The following is a 16,670-nucleotide window of genomic DNA, read 5'->3' as shown; positions in this document are numbered from 1 at the left end:
GTGTTGTATACTTTATCTGTTTGAAATGTTAGTATAAAAAAAGATTCTTTAGCGGCACACCACTAAAGAATCCTGATTGTATTATGTTATATGTAATTAATCGCCATCTGCATCTACAAAATCGACACTAATATTCATGGCCTGAATCATATCAACTTTTAAAAGTACAACAGCGCGTTGAAGCTCGTCATAGGCTTCTAACATTTTAGTATTATCAGTTTCTACCTGTTGGGAGAAATTAGTATTTAATACTTGAATTTTGGTTCTTGCAGTATTTAACTGATTGTTGATAAGTGTACTCAAATCCTCACCATCCTTAATGGTATTTAAATACTCTAAATACGACGCAAAACTTTCGTCACTTGCTGAGCTTTCATAAGCCTTTCCATTAAAAAAATCTTGTACTGCCTGTAAAGCCACTAATGCTAAATCTTTAGACACCTCTTTATTATAAAATGCTTCAACTTTATCATTTAAAGGCGTCGAAGAAAACACTCCAGCAGGAATACCAAACTTATTAGCACGTAGTCCTTTTTCGTAATAAAAAATAAAGTCATTGGTCAATTTATTAGTCGCACTAGTAGCAGTATTAGCTGTACTATTAACAAATGAATCTCTGTAAGACGCTGTCCAGTCATTTAAAACTGTCGTTGTCAACGCTTGCATTTGATTAACTAAATCAGATAAATAGGTTTTATTAGCTTCAAAATTTGAAACAGTTGTATAAGCATTTAAAATCTCGACATCAGTATCGGCAATGCCGTACAACATATAATCAACAGCAGGAAAACCAACAGCATCGTTATTGTTGACATTAGCTAAATCGTAAGTTCCTGAACTGATGTTGTTTTGAATATCGCTAACGTTAGTCGGATAAATATTCATTTGAAATGTGTAGTTGATTTCTTCTGCTTTACCAATATTAAACATTTCAACAAACTGCCAGGTCTTATAAGCTTCAAGCCAAGCAGTTCTTAACAGATCGAGATTGGTTTGATTAGGTGTCGTTAAAAACGTATCCTTTTGTGAGGTTAAACTTGACAAATCTGAACTTAAATCTTGAAACGCTGGAATGATAATATGATCGGCCCAATTGGTTAACATCGCCTGGCGATTGAAATCATCGTTAGTACTGCCGCTGGAATCATCAGACGATGAGCAGGCCACTAATAAGGCTATAACTAAAACACTTAAAATAACTTTTTTTATCATCCTTAATCTTATTTTCAGTTTGCAAAGATAATCAAGCCTTAGAGTTCAACCTAATGAACACTAAGGCATTTCAAATAATTTATATTAATTAGCTGCTTCGACTGTAAAATCGAATCGATCAGCAATCTCTTGAGATATGGTATCTAAAGTTTCAGCAGTAACATCCCAAAATCCATTGCCTTCAGAAAGCGTATTCATAAATGCCATTACTTCTGCATTTGTAAAATACGGTTGTGTTGAATTTGGTTCTCTTGTAAATTGAAGGCTATAGATAAACCCTAAACCTTCAGATAGCTGATGAAAAGCACTCGCCATATCATTTTCGGCTAGTTTTTGTTTTCCAGCTTGTAAATAATGTACAGCTCTTACAGCACTAACTTTAGAAATTTGAGCTTTAATGATTTCAGCTTGCGCATCTCTTAAGTTGTAATCTTTAGCAACAATTGCTGCACGACCTAATTTAAACGCATCAAAAACAGTTTGCGCAATGCCTGCAAAATCTTCATCGTTTTCTAATCGGTTTAAATAATTATTTAAAAAGCTATCAGCACCTAGTACTGGCATAGTCGCATCAATTTCTGCTCCATATAAGTAACCATAAGCTTCATCCCATTTGTGTTCCATCGTTGTATAGGTTTTACCGTCTTCAACAATGTCATTATCATTATTTTCGATGTTAGAACCTTCATCCAAAACTGCCGGACTTAAATAGTTGTTCAGCATTTGATCTGTCATTAAACCACCAATTAATCCTTTAGCGACTACCTGATTTAATTCAAAACCTTTTCCGTTGATATAACGTATCGAACCACCTCCAGCTTGTTGCAATTGTCCTGCAGAACCAGGAGTAGCAGTGGCATCCCAGTTTGGAAACACCGTTGTCGCCTGATCTTCAATCCATGCGTCAAATTCAGCTTTTATAGCAGCTGAAAGTGTAGCATTTGCAGAGAAAAAATCTTTAGAAGCAGCAACTTTCGATCGGATACTTTTATCAGAAGCGTTTAAATCGGCATCAGAAAAATCAGCTTCCCCTTCAACATGAGCAAACATACCATCTAATTGAGCTTCCGTATTGGTGTTATCTAATAAGGCAGATGCTAATTCTCCAGCCATGGCAATTCTTGTGGTTTGACCACCAAAATTCACTGTAGATTCTCCATTTCTTTCAAAACTGTAGGTGATTGGTGTTTCAATTTGTTGACCACCAGTAGTATTATCATCGTCACTTGAACACGATGTGAATATACTTGCTAGGACGCATAAACTTAGAGCTAATCTTTTCATTTGATTTTAGGTTATATTGTTTTTATTTAGACTTGTTACAAATAATTAATGTAATTCGACTGCAAAAATAAAACACAGTATTAAATATTCAAACTTTATTTAGATTAAATTTAAATAAAAATTATAGCACTCTAAATATCAACAATTAACACAATAGGTTTTAACTATAGAAAAGAATAGAAAAACCACTTAATAACAGTCGGTTTTGATTTGATTACGAGATTTAAAGTGTTGAATGGACAGGTTTAATTTAGATTGTAAAAGAGCATCAAGAACCTCAAATACCTGATTTTGCATCATTATAGAACCGCAAATCATAATGATGCTGCCCTTTTTTAGATGATTGGCAATAAACTCATCGTTTTGTTTTATCAAATCTTGCACATAGACTTTTGCTGAAGTGTCTTGTGAAAATGCCACTTGAGATGTTTTTAAATGATGATTTGCTAAAGCCTTATCAATATATATTGAATAGAGTTGCAAGGATTGTTGGGTTCTTAAGCCTAAAAACAAATGACAGTCGTATTTAGTTTTTGGGTCGTGTATCATCCCTAAAAATGGAGCAACTCCTGTGCCGTTGGCAATCAAAATGGTGTTTGACGATTTCGATAGATGAAACTCTGGATTGGGTTGAACGGTTGCTGTAATAACATCACCTGTATGTCGTTGACTTAAATAGGAAGAACATAAGCCTTGTTCATGTTTTTTGATACTCAACAACACCTCATCTCCTATTCTAGCTATGGAATATTGACGTGCAGCTTGAGAGTCATCTGGTCGAAACGCTAACAAATCTCCAGACTGAAATGCAACTTTTTTTATTGGTTGTAATCGCAACATAAAAGTGGCATCTTCATTTAATTCGGTACGTTCAACCACTCTGAATTGTCTGGTAAATTTTGAATCTGAAATTAATTTAGGTGGTTTAATCTGAAGCGTAATCCCATAAGCTTTTTCCCATTGTTGTATCCAATTCTGAAAAGCGTCAAACGACTGATTATTAATTTTAAACACTTCCATTTTCTTCTGAAAGTTTTGATGTGATGTCAACAACATATCGACATCTTCTGCGTATTTACAATAATCTGGATATTGCAACGAACCAAAACCTAATACAGCGTAATCTATCGTATGATTTTGAGTGGTTCGCTTTACTAAATCTTCAAACTTACTGGCATTTGATGGTGCATCACCTTCGCCATAGGTGGACGTGAAAATAAAGAAATGCTTAGCTTCTTTATAACTGGTATAAGTATTCATTGAAGCCATAAATACCGTTTTGCCTTGAGCAATCAAGGCCTCATAAAACAAACTTGCAAAACTAAAAGTACTTCCTGTTTCGGAGCCTACAAGAATGATATATTCTGAAGTATCTTTAGTGAATTTATTTTTTGAAACCCTAGTGTTTTTCCGACGGTTTAATGTCATTGCAAAACCCGAATAGATAAAAAACAGTAAAGCCACACAAACCAGAAACAATACAACAGACCATAAAATCGTCCCTTGTCCTGTATGCAGCAATAAACTCCATTGTGACAACAAAGTGACTAATGGATAGGCTTGTTCACTTATAATCGCACCAGAATATTGATTAACCAACAACTCCCGATCTTTCAGTTTGATAAAGAAATAATCATCAATAGCTTCAGAAAACGGGAACTCCAGACTGTTTACATCGGCAAGTTTTAAAGTCTTAAAAACCTCAAAATCTGAAATTAATGTAGTTGTATCCAGTTCCGAATCTTCAGCCTCAGGATAGTGATGTGATAGATGAGTTTCTGGAAGCATTGAAAATTTCTCCAAGGATAAATACACACCTGTCAATGCAACAATAAGTATCGGAATTAAAAACCATCGCCCAAAAACAACATGATAATATTGCTCGAAATTTTCGTTGACAACCTTAGAAAAATAACGACGTATTCCGCCTTGTCGTTTTAGGATGAGCATGATGCCAGAAATAGCCATTAGTACCAGAAAAAAGGACACTAAACCAACAATAAAACGACCTATTGATTTTAAAAACAGGGAACGATGCAAATTAGTCGAAAAACTAAATAGTGGTGCTTTTTCTATAAGATCACCTAATTTTTCTCCCGTTTCGGGGTTGATAAAAAAGGTCTCACTTTCACCCGCTTTGGTTATTACAGAAGCTACGACAAAATCATTTTCATCGATTTCGATAGTAATGATTTCATCATAGCGACCTTGTAAATTTTCAATGGTTGTAGCAATTGTAACTTCATCGTTAAAGCCATAAGATTGCAGCTGATTTGAAATGGGCTCAAAAGCCAAAATCATACCAGTTACTGAAGCTAAAACAATAAAAACAGAAGATATTAAAGCCAGTAAAAAATGACTGAATCTCCAGATAGACATGGTCATTAGCAATGGATTTATTGAGGCATCATTCGTACGTATCTAATAAAACCTTTCCCTTCAATTTTGCTTTTCACATTTTGAGATGTTAGGTCAAATTCGACATCATTTTTATAGTATTCCTGGTCTTCAACGGCCGATTCAAATCTGAGTTTATAGCCTTTATCGAGTTGAGCATCATCAATTTCTATCACAGAAACTGCGCGTTCTCCACCACTAATTGTAGCTCCCGTAATCGCATCGATATCTGTTCGTCTTTTTCCGTAGAAATCCCACCAGGATTCCACCGTATTATACCATTCATCATCATCACCTTTCACATACAAGGTTTTCTCGTATTCACCTTCAGGATTGATTAAAGAAATGACGATATAAGCACCTTCACCTGAATAGTTTTTCATTTGAATCATGCATTTATACTTTGATGATTCAGTTAAGGTTTTAAAAGACATGAGTCCGAAAACGACAATACATAAAGGCAGTATTAAACGTAAATTTTTCATATGATGTTTTCTATTTTAAAAATTCTACTGAAATATTTTGCTGTTGAAGTAACTCATTTTCTTTAGCTAAATCGTAAGCTGTTTCTTCAAAGTCTGTGACTATAGTTGACTTTGCTCCGTGTTCTAAAAGAAACTTAAGAACCGTATCATCTTTTGCTTTCATCGCAGCCAGATGTAGAGCTGTATACCCTTCATTGTTTTTAGCATTGATATCCTGATTCATTTGTAGTGCCAAATTTAGAATCGCCATACTCTCCTTTTCAATCGCTAGATGAAACCAGGTGTTTCCACTCTTTTGAACAGCAGATACATCAACATGATTGGCCTTTAATAGCTCAAGCTTTTTAGAAAATTCGGATTTCGTCCTGTCTGCATACGACTGAATCAAATAGTAGGCTAAATTATTGCCTTCAGCATCAACAATCTTGGTATCATAACCCTTGTCAAGCAAAAATGCGACAACATCTGAAGTATTGTTTTGAACGGCTAACGATAAAGCCGACTGTCCTTTTTTATTGGTCGCATTAATGCGCTTTAAATTAGCAACCATAATTTTAACCACATCTATAGTATTTCTTGAAGCAGCGTTCATAACAGCAGTATTACCATTGAAATCTTTGGTGCTTACGTCCAAACCTCTGTCTATTAAATAATTAATCAACTCGAGATCATTACTTCGAGACGCAACAATATGTAATGGCGATATACCTTCAGCATTTGATATATTTGGATCTAAACCTACAGTTTCTAAATACTTATAAACTTCGACACCATTAGCTTTTCCTCGTGTTCCATAGGCAGCAAACAAAAAGGCCTGATGGTTTCCTTTGACGCCTTTATGGCGTAGCGTATTCATCAGCTTTATATTTCCTGTTTTTGCGACATAATTAAATGCATCATTACCCTCATTATCTACGCTATTAAGGTCTACACCTTTCGATTGAAAATAATCAATCAGTTTAAAATTCTTATCGCTTGGAGCAGCTAACAGTAAAGCATTAGCACCATCTGGAGTCAGGTCTTTTTTTAGATCAGCGCCATTAGCCAGACATACATCATAGACTTCAGTGTTTGGTTGCCCAGACGATGCTGCAAAATTCAAAATTGTGTAGCCTTTATCATCTGTCAAATCTGTTTTTGCGCCTTTACTAAGCAGATATTTCATAAACTCTACATTGCCTTTATAAGCCGCCCAAAAGATGTAAGTTCTCCCATCATGTGTGAGCTTATTGACCTCATTTCCTTTTTTAGACTGAATATATTTAATGATAGTATTTGGGGCATTTTGAAGGATAGCATAGACCACAGCATCAAAATTGTTGCTATTCGCCTCAGCGATATCGTGACCTTCTTTAATTTTTAAATCGATACTTTCAATGGAAGGATTAGTACTCCAATAATCGCGACTTAAAAAAATATTATCTTGAGAAAAACCATAGGCACTTATTAAAAGTACCATAAGGATGGTATATATTTTAAACTGTTTCATCTTATTTTTTTACAAAGGATTCAATGACACTATCAATATCTTTTTCTTCACTTATGTCATCAGAAAACAAATACTTAAACAACAATTTATTGTCGACTTTAGAAGCTAAAGTCAAATCCTGATTCCTGCTATAAACCTCATCCCATTTATGTCTGACATTTGCCCACTTATCTTGATGTTCTTTCCACCAATCTGCTGCAGCTTGACATCTACTGTCATCAACTTTAACATACGTATTATAGCCTTTTTCTTTGGCTAAAATCACATCCTCTTTTCCATCTTCACGAATCACTTTATCATTATCCTGATCGTGAACCCATCCATAAGTTGTAATTTCATGTCTGTTACCTCTAAGCGTTACATTATAATCACTACGCTTCGTATATTCACGCCTCGGCAAAGGTGCTGGTGTCGTATTTTCCCAGTAGCTTTTTCCATCCAAATGAACCCAAGTTGCTGAACCTTCGTAACGCGGACTATCATCTACCTGAAACACCTTTTGAGTCCATTGTCCTTTTACATCTGAAGGCTTTTTAGTTTCAAAAAGCCAGGCATTATCACCGTTAAACATGTAGAAGTTGGTATTTTCAAACAACCAATCTTGTCGCCAGTGTTTAACGATGTGAGGATTTGAAGGATTTCCAACCTGTAATAAATGCTGGATTGATAATTTGTTATCGGCATCTTCTATCAATTGTGCCCACTCTAAACCCTTATCGACTTTAGTTTTAGAAGGCTTATAAAGCGAATCCTCGCTGTAAGAAAAAGTTTCTGTAAAATTGAAGGTCACCTCAAAACAACCACACATATTCTTGATGGCTTCTTTATCCTGTTCTTTTTTGTTTTGAGCATATCCAAGTGATGAACATGTTAAAATTAATACGAGTAAACCTGCTATTTGTTTCATTTTTAAGTGCTTGTTTTTTATGATTGAAAAAAGTTTAAATTTATTTGTTCTTATTTAGACTGAATTAAAATAAGTAATTATATTTGCAGCAAATCTAATCAAGAATGAGTCTAAATAAAAATAATTTCTGTATTTATTTTTCACTTTTTATCGTCGGGCTTTCTTTTTCTCAGGAAGCCAAAGAGATAGCTAAAGATTCTGTACTACCTGAAAAATTAGAAGAGGTTGTCATCACAGGACAATATAATCCGCAGTCTATAAAAAAATCGGTTCATAATGTGATTGTGATTAACCGAAAGCAGATTGATCAACAAGCGGCTAACAACTTAGCAGACCTATTAAACTTTAATCTTAACCTCACTATTATTCCGAATTCTCAAACCGGGAAATCTACCATTTCATTTTTTGGTTTAGATGCGCAATACTTTAATATTCTTATTGATAATGTGCCTTTAGTAAGTGATAATGGCTTAGGAAATAACATCGATTTAACTCAAATAAATCTTGATGATGTTGAACGTATCGAAATTGTTGAAGGCTCTATGGGAGTTGAATATGGAGCAAATTCGGTTTCTGGAGTCATTAACATCATTACTAAAAAATCAATTAGTGAGAATTGGAAAATCCAGACCTACCTAAAAGAAGAAACTGTTAGTGATGAGTACGAATGGTTTGATAAAGGAAGACATATACAATCTATAAACATCGCTCATAACATATCTGATACTTGGTTTACAAAAATAGGCTTTAACCGAAATGATTTTGCTGGCTTCTTTAATAACAGGCAAGGTCGCGATTATTATCAAAATGATGGTTTAAGAGGGTATGAATGGTTGCCAAAGCATCAAATAGTAACCAATGTTTTAATCAATTATAAGGCTAAAAACTTCAGACTGTTTTATAAATTCGAATACTTTAACGAACGCTTAAATTACTACGATGCAGCTGTTAGAGCAAATATTGATACTGAAACTCAAACCAGCAATCCGTCGGCTACAGATCGTATTTTTAAAACCAATAGATGGCTCAACAATTTAAATATTGATGGTCACTTGAACTCAGGCGCCAATTATAATATTGCTCTGTCGTATCAGCAACAAAAACGCAACTTAAACGAATTTAACTATTTTATTTTATCGCAAGAAAGAAGTAATGAAACCGATGACACCTATCAATCGAGTAAAGTTTTATTTTCTAAAGGTACCATCGGAAATTTAGTAAAAAGTGATTTTTATAATTTTCAATTAGGATATGAAGCCAGATATATTGAAGGCTTTGACACACAAGCTTCTGGTGAAGTTACCCAAGAAGATAAAACAAACACACAAAGTAATATTGCGCTATTTGGTTCTTCAGAATTAAAGTTCTCAAAAAAATTATCATTACGACCTGGTATTAGATATGAACACAATTCTCAATTTGATTCAAAACTAACGGGATCCATAAGTGCCAGGTATTTAATGCCTAATAATTTTGAACTTCGCGGTAATATAGGAACCTCATACAGAGTTCCAAATTTTGAAGAACTCTACTATTATTTTGTGGATTCCAATCATGATGTTCAAGGCAATGAAAATCTCAATCCCGAACATGGATTTTCGGCATTTGTCAATTTAAAAAAACGCCATTGGTTTAATGATACCTCTTTGATAAACAATTTAAAATTAAGCTACATAAATGTGTCTGACAGAATTGATTTAGCCATTGTAAATACGACACCTTTACAATACCAATATATCAATATTGACAATTTCAAATTAGTGGGTATCACGCTTGATAACACCTTAAAAACAAATGGTTTCACTTTTAATTTAGGCGCGACGCTTCAAGGAATTTCAAGAATTAATGAAGATGAAGTCCATGGAGAAGATGACTATTTATACAATTTTCAAATTAATACCAGTGCTTCCTATGTCCATAAAAAATGGAATACCTCATTTACTATGCTACTTAAGTATAACGGTGAACAGCAAAATTATATAGCAACTGATACTGATGAAAATGGCAATTCATTATTTTCAAAAGCTACAACAGAAGCCTATAGTTGGCTTGATGCTTCGGTTAAAAAATCATTTTTTAATAATACCATAGACCTTACACTTGGCGCGCGAAATCTATTAGATCTAACTAATGTCAATGTTAGCAATGCTACAAGCGGAGGAACTCATACCTCGAATAACAGCTCACTTTTACTGGGATACGGACGATCATATTACTTAAAACTATTATATAATTTAAACTTTTAAACACTATTTATTATGACAAACAAATTATTAAAACTGACTTTATGCTTATGCATTATCGCTTTTTCAAGCTGTAGCAGTGATGATGATAGTCCGCAAGGACCAATAGAAATTGTAATTGAAGGCGCAGCAGTGTCTCCAGAAGTTGGTGGACCAAATCAACAAAATCAAGTTTATATTGATTTAAGCACCAATACAACAACAAGCGTTCAAAGAGATTCTTGGGATTTAGGGTTTTACTCTGGAAGCGATTTTAGAGTTGTTATCAATGGGTCTATTTATATGGCAACAGCAGAACTTTCTAGTACAGATATTGATGCTGTTAATTCTTCAACCCAGGAAGTCATTGATTTACAGCCTCAGGTTGCCGTAGGAACTTTTGATGAAGCTAATATGGCATTTATTGATGCGCCAAGTGGGACTTTAGCAAGTACAGCTATTGCGCAAATTTCAGATACAAATACCAATAATAAGGTGTATTTGGTAAATCTTGGATTTGAAGTTGGTACTGAAACACCTTCAACTGGAAGCGTTGATGTATCTGATGATAGTCGTGGATGGAAAAAAATTAGAGTTCTAAAAAATGGTGCAGATTATACATTGCAATATGCAGACCTAGACGATACGACTCACGAAGAAATTACTATCTCTAAAAACAATGCATATCACTTTACATTTTTCAGTTTTAATACTGAATCTATTGTAAATGTTGAGCCTGAAGCCACACAATGGGATTTAAACTTCACTGTGTTTACTAATGAGATTGAAGGTTTTGGCTCTTATGGTTATTCAGATTTTGTAGTCAATAACTCTAAATCTAATGCCTTGGTTTACATGTTAGATTCTGAAGAAGATGCATTGTCTTATGAGGAGTTTTTACTTGCTGATGTAGACCAAACTAAATTTACAATCGATCAACGTAGTATTGGAAGTTCTTGGCGAAATGGAGGTGGTCCAGGAACACTACCATCTTTAAAAGACAATGTATTTTATATTGTGAATGACACAGACGGCAACCTATACAAACTTAAGTTTTTAGCCTTAACAAATGAAGCTGGCGAGCGTGGCTACCCAGAATTTGTGTACAGCCTATTACAAGAATAACTTTTTTTTATTGTTGATTATTTTGAGTGAAGGTCCTTACTTATTAAGTAAGGGCTTTTTTTAATGATAAGCTGTGAAAATTTTTGTCGCCTCATTATAAGCACTTTCAAAACTCATTGCATTAAGATTGTTGTTTTTATTAGACGTAAAATAGGATAAGATTTTCTCTGTTGGCATATTACCAGTTAAGTCATCTTTAGCCATTGGGCAACCTCCAAAACCTTGTATAGCACCATCAAAACGCATGCATCCTGCTTTATAAGCGGCATCTACTTTTTCAAACCAAGTTGTAGGCGTGGTATGTAAATGTGCTCCAAATTCGATGTCTGGATAACTAGGAATTAAATTAGAAAACAAATAATCTATACTTTCTGGGTTTGAACTACCAATCGTATCACTCAAGGATAAAATCTTAACGCCCATATTGCTTAGACGTTCGGTCCACTCACCTACTATGTCTACATTCCAGGGATCTCCATAGGGATTTCCAAAACCCATAGAGATATAAACAACTACTTCTTTATCATGCTTGTTGGCTAATTCTAAAATTTCAGAAAGCGTTACAACCGATTGCGCTATAGTCTTATGTGTATTTCGCATTTGGAAATTTTCTGAAATTGAAAACGGGTAGCCCAAATAATCAATTTCCGAATGCTGACATGCATCATTTGCGCCTCTGGTATTAGCAATTATTGCCAAAAGCTTGCTTGTTGTTTTACTCAAGTCGAGCTGCGATAAGACTTCAGCTGTATCTACCATCTGCGGAATAGCTTTAGGCGAGACAAAACTTCCGAAATCAATTGTATCAAAACCCACACGAAGTAAAGACTGAATGTATTGCACTTTCTTTTCCGTAGGAATAAATGCCTTGATGCCTTGCATAGCATCTCTAGGGCATTCTATTATTTTGACAGGGTTTTTCATCTTGTCCAAAGATACTAATTAAGATGATTCTTTACCTGTTATTTTTCCGAAGTAAAAATGATTATCGCAATACCAATAAACACAATAATTTGAAGCCATTTGAGATAAACACCAACCCTTTTATGCGTCTTAATATAGTTTGAAATTAAACCCGCTAATACAGCAATGGTCGAAAAAACAATCGCCGAAACTAACATAAACAGCAAACCCAAAACGTAAAATTGTAGTACAGTACTCATCGAATCACTAAATAGAAATCCAGGAAAAAATGCCAGAAAAAAAATGGACACTTTGGGATTCAATACATTCATAATGAAGCCTTGTTGAAATAATTGAGTTGTACTTTTCTTTGGAACATGACCAGAATCTAAACTCAATTCGGAACTAGAGTTATATACTTTATATGCCAAGTATAATAAGTACATAGCACCTAATACTTTGATGACAAAAAAGAGTGTGTCGTTTTCTTTTATAATTGCAGAAATACCAAAAGCGACCAATGTTGTATGAATCAGACAGCCCGAAATTAATCCTGCAACTGTAGCCAAACCATATGTTTTACCATTAACAATACTCTGCATGAGCACATAGATATTATCTGGTCCAGGAGACAAGGCCAAGACCGAAGTTGCAAATACAAATGATATGAGAAGGTCGTAATTCAGATGAATAAAATTTCTGTAAAAATAATCAAAAAATAATGTAAGCATTCGTGTTTTTAAACGACATAAAAGGTTGTAAACTAATCCTTTTTGCTATGAAAAAAATTACTTTAATTCTTCAATGCTTACTATTAATCCTTGCTTGTACGGTTGTTACAAAAACTAATGCACAATCAAGGGCATCATATACAATCTCATTTACAAGCCATTGGGATTCTGAAACAAATGACCCAATTAATGGTAATAGTATAGTTGATTTACCCGGAAATGCGCATTGGTCAGATCTTGTTGGAGCAACACATAATAATGCTGCAAGATTATTAGAAATGGGAAGCTTAGCAACTGAAGGCATAAAAGATGTTGCAGAACTTGGTAATAATACTGCTATTATGAATGAAGTTCAGGCTTTGATAAACTCAAATCATGCCGATCAGTTTTTACAAGCGGCTTTTGATGATTTCGCACCCAGAACTACAGCCACACTTTCCAATATTGAGGTGAGTGAAGATTTCCCGCTTTTAAGTTTAGCTGCTATGATTGCTCCCAGCCCAGATTGGATGATAGCGGTTAATAGTATCAATCTCAGAGATGGAAATACTTGGGTACAAAGCCTTTCTATACCACTATTTCCTTATGATGCAGGTACAGACAGTGGCGTGAATTACAATTCGGGCAATCAAACTACAATGCCTGCTCAACCTATTACTTCTTTAGTCAACGTGAGTCCGTTTAACGATAAACCTATTGGAGTTTTAACCATTACCTTTAATCAAACACTAAGTATCCAGGACAATGACCTAGCGCAAGTTAGCCTGTATCCAAATCCGTCTAACGGAATGCTTAATATTACGACTTCTGCTTCTAACCCTTTAATTGAAGTTCAGGTATATAATGTATTAGGCAAACAAATCGAGCGATTTGTAAATAAGGATGCTACAAGACAACTTCAATTAGATTTAACACAAGCAAAAGCTGGAATTTATATCGTAAAAATTAAATTACTGAATGCCACATCTATGACTAAAAAAATAGTGATTAACTAATTACAGCATGCATTTGGTCTATAAAATTAGGTATTTAGTCGGTTTTTTGATATGTTTACAAGAAAAATTGAACTACCTATTTTTGCAGTAACACCTAAACTTATGAAAAAAACAATACTTCTTTTTGTAGCATTAATCTCCTGTTCGGTCTTTAATGCTCAAACCGAGCCTGAATGCGGTACAATCATGTCTCCAGAATCTCAGGCAATTTTTAATGAACTCTTGCCTCAAATTCAACAATATGAGCAAGAATATTTTCAATTAGCAAATGCAAGACGTGCTTCAACAGCTCTTACAAGTGTACCTATTAAAGCGCATATCGTAAGACCTAGTGCTGGTTTTGGCGGACTTACAATCCCACAGCTAAATGATGCCATTGCAACTATGAATAGTTATTTTGCTAATGCTTATTTAGAATTTTTCTTGTGTGAAGGCATTAACTATATAGATAGTGATGATTACTTCAATTACACCCTTGATCAAGAAGCTGCGCTTACAAATGGAAACGTAGATAATGTGATTAACATTTATTTTGTGAACTCAATAACAACTTCAGAAGGAGGCGGATTATGTGGCTATGCTTATTTTCCAGGTGGACCAGAAACCATTTTAATGGCAAATGGTTGTACTACAAACGGCAGTACACTAACGCATGAAATGGGTCATTTCTTTTTTCTATCACATACTCACGGAAATGTAAATGGTTCTCTAACCGAAGAGCTTGTTGATGGTTCTAATTGTCAAACCACAGGTGATTTCATCTGTGATACTGCTGCCGATCCTCAACTAAGTAACTCAAAAGTAAACACCTCTTGTGAGTATATAGCAACCGAGTTTGATGCCAATGGTCAACTCTTTAATCCTAACCCTAGAAACATAATGTCTTATTCTCGACAGTCCTGCCGAAATGAATTATCACCACAGCAGTATGCTCGAATATATGCCACTTATCAATCATCACGAGCTGTAATGTCGTGTCCGAGTTTTAGTGTTGAGATTGATGCTGATTATACCGTAGCTTGTAGCTCAACATTAGACGTGAATTTTACAGACAATAGTATTGGTGCAACCTCATGGGAATGGGATGTAGATGGCGATGATGTAATCGACTATACGACACAAAATCCGAATCACACCTATACTAATGGTGGTGCCTTTGATGTTACCCTCACCATATCTGATGGTACACAATCCATTACTAAAGTTTTTGACAACTATATTGATTTCCCAAGAACAGATGTGTCTACATCAGAAATTAATTTATCGCTTACTTTAGATAATTTCCCACAAGAAACCTCATGGGAATTTAGAGACAGTTCAGGAACAGTTTTATATTCTAGTCCGACATATGTCTCAGGAAGCGACAATTTCCAAACATTTTCTTACGATTTTGATGTCGCTGGAAGTGAATGTTATACGTTTGAGATTTTTGATAGCGCCAATAATGGAATTTGTTGTGGGTTTGAAGGTACGATTGCCTATGAGTTAACAACTTTAGAAGGTGCTAGTATTCTTGCATCTGACGGTGTATTTACTTCAACTGAAACGACCTTCATTGGGAATGATGTATTAAGTGTTGATGACTATTTTATTAGCAATCAAATTTCTTTATACCCAAATCCAACAAATGATGTCTTACACATACAACTATCTGATACTAACAATTTACCTGATAGCTTTACCGTTTACAATGTATTAGGACAAATTATTACAACAAAAATGGTAACTCAACCAGAAGATTTGAGCATCCAAGCTAAAGCGTTTAGCGGAGGTGTTTATTATGTAAAAATTTCAAAAGGAACACATTCGAGCACAATTCCTTTTATTAAGAATTAAAGAGCTAGCAATAAACCCACAAAAAAAGCGAATTGATTGATTTCAATTCGCTTTTTTTATAAGTGCTTTGTTTATATGACGGATTAATTTAGGGCCTTCATAAATAAAGCCAGTATATATTTGAACCAGATCTGCTCCTGCTTCAATCTTTTCTATGGCATCGTCTGCCGAATGAATGCCACCAACTCCAATTATAACAAAAGATTTGTTGCTTTTATCAGCTAGATATTTGATGACCTGTGTCGATTTTGTTTTGATGGGCTGGCCACTCAATCCTCCATTACCAATGGCTGTGAGACGATCTTCTGAAGCTTTTAAACCTGATCTGTCAATGGAGGTATTACTGGCAATCACACCATCTAAATTGGTTTCGTTAACTAAGTCTACAATTTCATCTAACTGAATAGTATTTAAATCGGGAGCTATCTTCAACAAAATTGGTTTTTGCTTTTCAAATGTTGCGTTTGCTTTTTGAACCTCTGAAATGAGTTCTAATAAATAGTCCTTGTCATTAAGCTTAGCATGACTACCTACGTTTGGACAACTAACATTGAGTACAAAATAGTCGACATATGGATGAAGTCCATTAAAACACTCTAAATAGTCTTTCGTATAATCTTCAGGTAAAGTTTTGGTGTTTTTTCCAATATTCCCTCCAATAATCAGCTGGCCTTTATTCTTTTTTAATTCTGAAATTGCAGCTTCTAAGCCTTCGTTATTGAAACCCATTCTATTAATGATACCTTTATCATCCTTTAAACGAAATAAGCGTTTTTTAGGATTTCCTTCTTGACCTTTAGGTGTTACAGTTCCTATTTCTATAAAACCAAAGCCAAAATTTGCCAACTCATTATATAATACCGCGTTCTTATCAAAACCTGCTGCCAAACCCACAGGGTTTTTAAATTTCAAGCCTAATAATTCGCGCTCTAAAGACTTATCGTTTAACTGGTACAAACTTCGGAATAATGAAGGCATACCTGGTAATTTTGATATATTTCGAATTAGAGAAAACGTGAAATAATGCACTTTTTCAGGATCAAAAGCGAATAAAATTGGTCTTAATAGAAGCTTGTACATTGAA

13 protein-coding genes are annotated in these 16,670 nt (G+C 34.6%); 4 read left to right on the top strand and 9 right to left on the bottom strand.

What is annotated here, in order from left to right:
* Positions 1–96: 96 nt before the first annotated feature.
* The 6 genes from H7350_RS14105 to H7350_RS14080 form a co-directional block, all read right to left on the bottom strand.
* Entirely contained in the window at positions 97–1,212 is a 1,116-nt protein-coding gene (locus H7350_RS14105; RefSeq protein WP_204346567.1) for an imelysin family protein, read from the bottom strand.
* An 84-nt stretch (positions 1,213–1,296) separates the two neighbouring features.
* Positions 1,297–2,496 (bottom strand): DUF4856 domain-containing protein, encoded by a 1,200-nt coding sequence (locus H7350_RS14100; RefSeq protein WP_204346566.1) that lies wholly within the window; start codon positions 2,494–2,496, stop codon positions 1,297–1,299.
* Between the two features lie 189 nt (positions 2,497–2,685).
* On the bottom strand, positions 2,686–4,881 hold the full coding sequence (locus tag H7350_RS14095) for a PepSY domain-containing protein (protein ID WP_235989358.1): 2,196 nt from the start codon (positions 4,879–4,881) through the stop codon (positions 2,686–2,688).
* Between the two features lie 11 nt (positions 4,882–4,892).
* Positions 4,893–5,378, bottom strand: a complete 486-nt coding sequence (locus tag H7350_RS14090; protein WP_204346565.1) for a DUF2271 domain-containing protein — start codon at positions 5,376–5,378, stop codon at positions 4,893–4,895.
* A gap of 10 nt (positions 5,379–5,388) precedes the next feature.
* A complete protein-coding gene (locus tag H7350_RS14085) occupies positions 5,389–6,867 on the bottom strand; it encodes an ankyrin repeat domain-containing protein (protein WP_204346564.1) in 1,479 nt (492 codons plus the stop codon).
* 1 nt (position 6,868) lies between these two features.
* Entirely contained in the window at positions 6,869–7,774 is a 906-nt protein-coding gene (locus H7350_RS14080; protein ID WP_204346563.1) for a DUF6607 family protein, read from the bottom strand.
* 104 nt (positions 7,775–7,878) lie between these two features.
* Here H7350_RS14080 and H7350_RS14075 point away from each other — a divergent pair, with 104 nt between their 5' ends.
* Both H7350_RS14075 and H7350_RS14070 read left to right on the top strand, forming a co-directional pair.
* The gene (locus H7350_RS14075) at positions 7,879–10,020 is read left to right on the top strand and encodes a TonB-dependent receptor plug domain-containing protein (RefSeq protein ID WP_204346562.1); all 2,142 of its coding nucleotides are present in this window, start codon (positions 7,879–7,881) and stop codon (positions 10,018–10,020) included.
* Between the two features lie 12 nt (positions 10,021–10,032).
* A complete protein-coding gene (locus tag H7350_RS14070; RefSeq protein ID WP_204346561.1) occupies positions 10,033–11,121 on the top strand; it encodes an HmuY family protein in 1,089 nt (362 codons plus the stop codon).
* 60 nt (positions 11,122–11,181) lie between these two features.
* Here the strand turns inward: H7350_RS14070 and H7350_RS14065 are convergent, their stop codons facing one another.
* Positions 11,182–12,045, bottom strand: coding sequence for a hydroxymethylglutaryl-CoA lyase (locus H7350_RS14065; RefSeq protein ID WP_204346560.1), 864 nt, complete (start codon positions 12,043–12,045; stop codon positions 11,182–11,184).
* A 38-nt stretch (positions 12,046–12,083) separates the two neighbouring features.
* Entirely contained in the window at positions 12,084–12,755 is a 672-nt protein-coding gene (locus H7350_RS14060) for a LysE family translocator (RefSeq protein WP_204346559.1), read from the bottom strand.
* 47 nt (positions 12,756–12,802) lie between these two features.
* Here H7350_RS14060 and H7350_RS14055 point away from each other — a divergent pair, with 47 nt between their 5' ends.
* Positions 12,803–13,750: a T9SS type A sorting domain-containing protein gene (locus tag H7350_RS14055; RefSeq protein ID WP_204346558.1), complete on the top strand. Its 948-nt coding sequence runs from the start codon at positions 12,803–12,805 to the stop codon at positions 13,748–13,750.
* 102 nt (positions 13,751–13,852) lie between these two features.
* Positions 13,853–15,586 carry a zinc-dependent metalloprotease gene (locus tag H7350_RS14050; protein WP_204346557.1) on the top strand — a complete coding sequence of 578 codons (1,734 nt, stop codon included), beginning with the start codon at positions 13,853–13,855 and terminating at the stop codon, positions 15,584–15,586.
* Positions 15,587–15,628: 42 nt separating this feature from the next.
* Here the strand turns inward: H7350_RS14050 and H7350_RS14045 are convergent, their stop codons facing one another.
* Positions 15,629–16,666, bottom strand: coding sequence for a quinone-dependent dihydroorotate dehydrogenase (locus H7350_RS14045; RefSeq protein ID WP_204346556.1), 1,038 nt, complete (start codon positions 16,664–16,666; stop codon positions 15,629–15,631).
* Positions 16,667–16,670 lie beyond the last annotated feature (4 nt).

The sequence above is a fragment of the Psychroserpens algicola genome, from assembly GCF_014526325.1.
GTDB lineage: Bacteria > Bacteroidota > Bacteroidia > Flavobacteriales > Flavobacteriaceae > Psychroserpens > Psychroserpens algicola.
This window is presented reverse-complemented; position numbering and strand designations above follow the sequence as displayed.

Bases quoted from the DNA above. Each gene is read 5' to 3' on its own strand.
- H7350_RS14105 (WP_204346567.1), bottom strand. From the start codon at position 1,212: ATGATAAAAAAAGTTATTTTAAGTGTTTTAGTTATAGCCTTATTAGTG.
- H7350_RS14100 (WP_204346566.1), bottom strand. From the start codon at position 2,496: ATGAAAAGATTAGCTCTAAGTTTATGCGTCCTAGCAAGTATATTCACA.
- H7350_RS14095 (WP_235989358.1), bottom strand. From the start codon at position 4,881: ATGACCATGTCTATCTGGAGATTCAGTCATTTTTTACTGGCTTTAATA.
- H7350_RS14090 (WP_204346565.1), bottom strand. From the start codon at position 5,378: ATGAAAAATTTACGTTTAATACTGCCTTTATGTATTGTCGTTTTCGGA.
- H7350_RS14085 (WP_204346564.1), bottom strand. From the start codon at position 6,867: ATGAAACAGTTTAAAATATATACCATCCTTATGGTACTTTTAATAAGT.
- H7350_RS14080 (WP_204346563.1), bottom strand. From the start codon at position 7,774: ATGAAACAAATAGCAGGTTTACTCGTATTAATTTTAACATGTTCATCA.
- H7350_RS14075 (WP_204346562.1), top strand. From the start codon at position 7,879: ATGAGTCTAAATAAAAATAATTTCTGTATTTATTTTTCACTTTTTATC.
- H7350_RS14070 (WP_204346561.1), top strand. From the start codon at position 10,033: ATGACAAACAAATTATTAAAACTGACTTTATGCTTATGCATTATCGCT.
- H7350_RS14065 (WP_204346560.1), bottom strand. From the start codon at position 12,045: ATGAAAAACCCTGTCAAAATAATAGAATGCCCTAGAGATGCTATGCAA.
- H7350_RS14060 (WP_204346559.1), bottom strand. From the start codon at position 12,755: ATGCTTACATTATTTTTTGATTATTTTTACAGAAATTTTATTCATCTG.
- H7350_RS14055 (WP_204346558.1), top strand. From the start codon at position 12,803: ATGAAAAAAATTACTTTAATTCTTCAATGCTTACTATTAATCCTTGCT.
- H7350_RS14050 (WP_204346557.1), top strand. From the start codon at position 13,853: ATGAAAAAAACAATACTTCTTTTTGTAGCATTAATCTCCTGTTCGGTC.
- H7350_RS14045 (WP_204346556.1), bottom strand. From the start codon at position 16,666: ATGTACAAGCTTCTATTAAGACCAATTTTATTCGCTTTTGATCCTGAA.